1 protein-coding gene is annotated in these 3,597 nt (G+C 67.9%); it reads left to right on the top strand.

The features are described from left to right. On the top strand, window positions 1-3,597 hold a 3,597-nt coding region (locus tag J3489_RS36940; RefSeq protein WP_207005729.1), incomplete at both ends, for a non-ribosomal peptide synthetase.

The following is a 3,597-nucleotide window of genomic DNA, read 5'->3' as shown; positions in this document are numbered from 1 at the left end:
GCGTGGAGCGCTCGCTGGAGATGGTGGTGGGGCTGCTGGGGATCCTGAAGGCGGGCGGGGCGTACGTGCCGCTGGATCCGGGCTACCCGGCCGAGCGGCTGGCGTACATGCTGGAGGATGCGCAGCCGGTGTGCGTGGTGAGCGCGGGGTCGGCGGCACAGGTGCTGCCGGCGGGCACGGCGTTGCTGAGGCTGGACGAGGCGATGACGCAGGCGTTGCTGCACACGCGTGATGCGCACAACTTGACGCGAGAGGAAGTGGGCCTGAACGCGCTGCACCCGGCCTATGTGATCTACACCTCCGGTTCGACCGGGCGGCCCAAGGGCGTCATGACGCCGCATGCCGCGGTAAGCAATTACCTGAGCTGGTTGCGGGCGAATTTTTATGGGGACGGGGACTGGGGCTCCCCGAGTATTCTGAGACTTGGCTTTGACGGCGCGGTGATTCCGCTGTACGGACCGCTGGTCAGTGGCCAATGCCTCGAATTGCTGCCGGACGGTGCGGAATGCGAAGAATTGTCTTCGATTGCCCGTCGGCCTGTTCATGCGCTGATCAACATTACGCCGTCGCACCTGAAGCTGTTGAACCAGGGACTGGAGGCGAGTGGGGCTGACAGCCCGACGCGAACGCTGATGGTGGGAGGCGAGGCATTGGTGCCAGCCGATATCGCGTTCTGGCAGCAGCGCTACCCGGCGGTGCGGCTGGTCAACCACTACGGGCCGACGGAGACGACGGTGGGCTGCGTGAGCGGGGAGATTACGCAGGACGTATCCGGGGGCGATGCGGTCCCGATCGGCCGGCCGATCAGCAACATGCAGGCGTATGTGCTGGACGAGCGGCTGCAGCCGGTGCCGGTGGGGGTGGCGGGCGAGCTGTATATCGCGGGGCTGGGTCTGGCGCTCGGCTACCTGGGCCGGGCGGAGCTGACGGCCGAACGCTTCGTGGCGAACCCGTTCGGCGCGCCGGGCAGCCGGATGTACCGCACCGGCGATATCGCGAAGTGGCGCCCCGCAGGGGTGCTGGACTTCCTGGGGCGGGCGGACGACCAGGTGAAGATCCGGGGCTTCCGCATCGAGCTGGGCGAGATCGGGGCGGTGCTTGCGCGTCAGCCCGGCATCGCGCAGGCGGAGGTGCTGGTGCGCGAGGACCAGCCCGGCGAGCGCCGGCTGGTGGGCTACGTGGTTGCGCGGGACGGTGTGGTGCTGGATCCGCAGTCGCTGCGCCGCGAGCTGGGCGGAGAGTTGCCGGAGTACATGGTGCCGGCGGCGATCGTGGAGCTGTCGGCGTTGCCGCTGACGCCTAACGGCAAGCTGGACCGACGGGCGCTTCCGGCCCCGGAGTGGAAGAGCCGGGAGTACGAGGCGCCGCAGGGTGAGACGGAGACGCTGATCGCGCAGATCTGGGAGCAGGTGCTGGGCGTGGAGCGCGTGGGTCGCGCGGACAACTTCTTCGAGCTGGGCGGGCACTCGCTGCTGGCCGTGCAGGTCGTCGCGCGGATGCGGCAACGTGGACTCGAGTTACCAGTACGTGTGCTGTTTGGCAATCCGACGGTGGCCGAGCTTGCGGTCGCACTCAATTTGGTCAGCGACATCGCGACCGTGCCGGCGAACAAGATTCCGCACGCCTGTGACGCGATCACGCCGCAGATGCTGACACTGGTCAAGCTTGACGAAGCGCAGATCGAGCGTCTGGTCGGCACGGTGCCAGGCGGAGCCCGTAATGTTCAGGATATCTATCCGCTCGCGCCGCTTCAGGAGGGTGTGCTGTTTCATCACCTGATGGGCGGAGAGGGAGATCCTTACCTGCTTGCGGCGTTGCTCGGGTTCGATAGCCGCGATCGGCTTGATGCGTATCTGTCGGCGATGCAGTCGGTCATCGCGCGGCATGACGCGTTGCGCAGCGCGGTCCATTGGGAGGGGCTGCCCGAGCCGGTGCAGGTGGTGTGGCGCGACGCGCCGCTGCCGATCGAGGAGGTCGGGAACTTCGAAGAGGGTGCCGGCGTCGCTGATCAGCTATACGAGCGATTCAACCCGAGGCACTACCGCATTGACGTGAGGCAGGCGCCGTTGCTGCGCGGCCTGATCGCGCACGACGAGGCCAACGGCCGGTGGCTGCTGCTGCTGCTCTATCACCACCTGACGAGCGACCACGTGACGCTGGAGGTGCTGCAGCAAGAAATCCAGGCGTACCTGCAGGGCACGGCGGACCGGCTGCCGGCGCCGCTCGCATTCCGGGAGATGGTGGGCCAGGCGCAGATGGGCATCAGTTCGGCCGAGCACGAGGTGTTCTTCCAGGGGATGCTGAGCGACGTGCAGGAGCCGACCGCGCCGTTCGGTTTGATGAACGTGCAGGGGGATGGCCAGGGTGTCGACGAGGCGCGTCTGAGCGTGGAGCCGGACTTGGCGCGCCGGCTGCACGAGCGCGCGCGGGTGTTGGGTGTGAGTGCGGCGAGCCTGTGCCACGTGGCGTGGGCGCGGGTGATCGGACAGCTGTCGGGGCGCTCGGACGTGGTGTTCGGCACGGTGCTGCTGGGTCGCATGCAGGGGGTGTCGGGTTCGGACCGGATGGTGGGTCCGATGATCAACACGTTGCCCGTGCGCATTGCGGTGGGGCAAGTGGGCGTGCGCGCGAGCGTGCAGCAGACGCACGAGATGCTGACGCGGCTGATGCGCCACGAGCAGGCGCAGTTGGCGCTGGCGCAGCGCTGCAGTGGGGTGCCGGCGGGCACGCCGTTGTTCACGGCGTTGCTGAACTATCGCCATTCGGTCTTGGGGGACGAGGCGGGCTGGGAAGGCATCGGGCTGCTGCGTAGCGAAGAGCGGACGAACTACCCGTTCACGCTTTCGGTGGACGATCTGGGCACGGGCTTCCGGTTGACGACACGGGTTACGGCGCGACTCGATGCGAAGCGCGTGGTGCGCTACGTCGAGGCGGCGCTTGCGGGGCTTGTTCAAGCCCTCGAAGCGGAGCCCGAGAAGGCATTGAGCAGCATAGGAATTGTCTCGGAACAGGAGCGCGAACTCGTACTCAAGACGTGGAACGAGACGGCGGAGGAGGTAGCGGAGCAGACGCTGGTGGAGCTGTTCGAGGCGCAGGTGCAGAAGGCGCCGGAGGCGGTGGCGATGGTGTACGAGGGCGAGTCGCTGAGCTACGGCGAGCTGAACGAGAGATCGAACCGGCTGGCGCGGGAGCTGCGGGCGCGAGGGGTGGGCGCGGAGACGCTGGTGGGGATCTGCGTGGAGCGTTCGCTGGAGATGGTGGTGGGGCTGCTGGGGATCCTGAAGGCGGGCGGGGCGTATGTGCCGCTGGATCCGGGCTACCCGGCCGAGCGGCTGGCGTACATGCTGGCGGATGCGCAGCCGGTGTGCGTGGTGAGCGCGGGGGCGGCGGCACAGGTGCTGCCGGCGGCCACGGCGCTGCTCAGGCTCGATGAGGCGGCCACCGAGGGCTTGCTGCAGGCGCACGAGGCGCACGACCTGTTGCGCGCGGAAGTGGGCCTGAACGCGCTGCATCCGGCCTACGTGATCTACACCTCGGGTTCGACCGGACGGCCCAAGGGCGTGCTCGTGACGCATCAGGGTCTGGCCAACTACCTGC

The sequence above is a fragment of the Trinickia mobilis genome (assembly GCF_017315705.1).
Classification (GTDB): domain Bacteria; phylum Pseudomonadota; class Gammaproteobacteria; order Burkholderiales; family Burkholderiaceae; genus Trinickia_A; species Trinickia_A mobilis.
This window is presented reverse-complemented; position numbering and strand designations above follow the sequence as displayed.